The organism is Flavihumibacter cheonanensis, from assembly GCF_022352215.1.
GTDB classification, from domain to species: domain Bacteria; phylum Bacteroidota; class Bacteroidia; order Chitinophagales; family Chitinophagaceae; genus Flavihumibacter; species Flavihumibacter cheonanensis.
This window is the reverse complement of the sequence record NZ_JAKRWF010000201.1, coordinates 1-281: the sequence shown is the minus strand read 5'-3', so window position 1 is coordinate 281 and position 281 is coordinate 1. Positions and strand designations below refer to the sequence as shown.

Here is a 281-nt window from a genome sequence, read left to right as displayed (position 1 = left end):
GTCTGGAGGTGCCGGGTGTGGACCTGCGGGTGGTGGATGCCGACGGTCGTGACGTCCCCCGGGACGGCCAGCGCATCGGAGAGATCATCGTGCGCGGGGACAATGTGATGAAGGGTTACTGGAAGCTTCCGGAGGAGACCGCCAAGGCCATTCGCAACGGCTATTTCCACACGGGGGACCTGGCCACCGTGGATGCCGAGGGCTATGTCCTGATCGTCGACCGGGCCAAGGACATCATCATCAGCGGGGGTGAGAACATCTCTTCGGTGGAGGGGGAAAAC

At 63.3% G+C, this 281-nt stretch carries 1 protein-coding gene; it reads left to right on the top strand.

Annotated elements, in window-relative coordinates:
- The coding region (locus tag MD536_RS21685; protein ID WP_239603864.1) for an AMP-binding protein at positions 1-281 on the top strand (281 nt) is incomplete at both ends.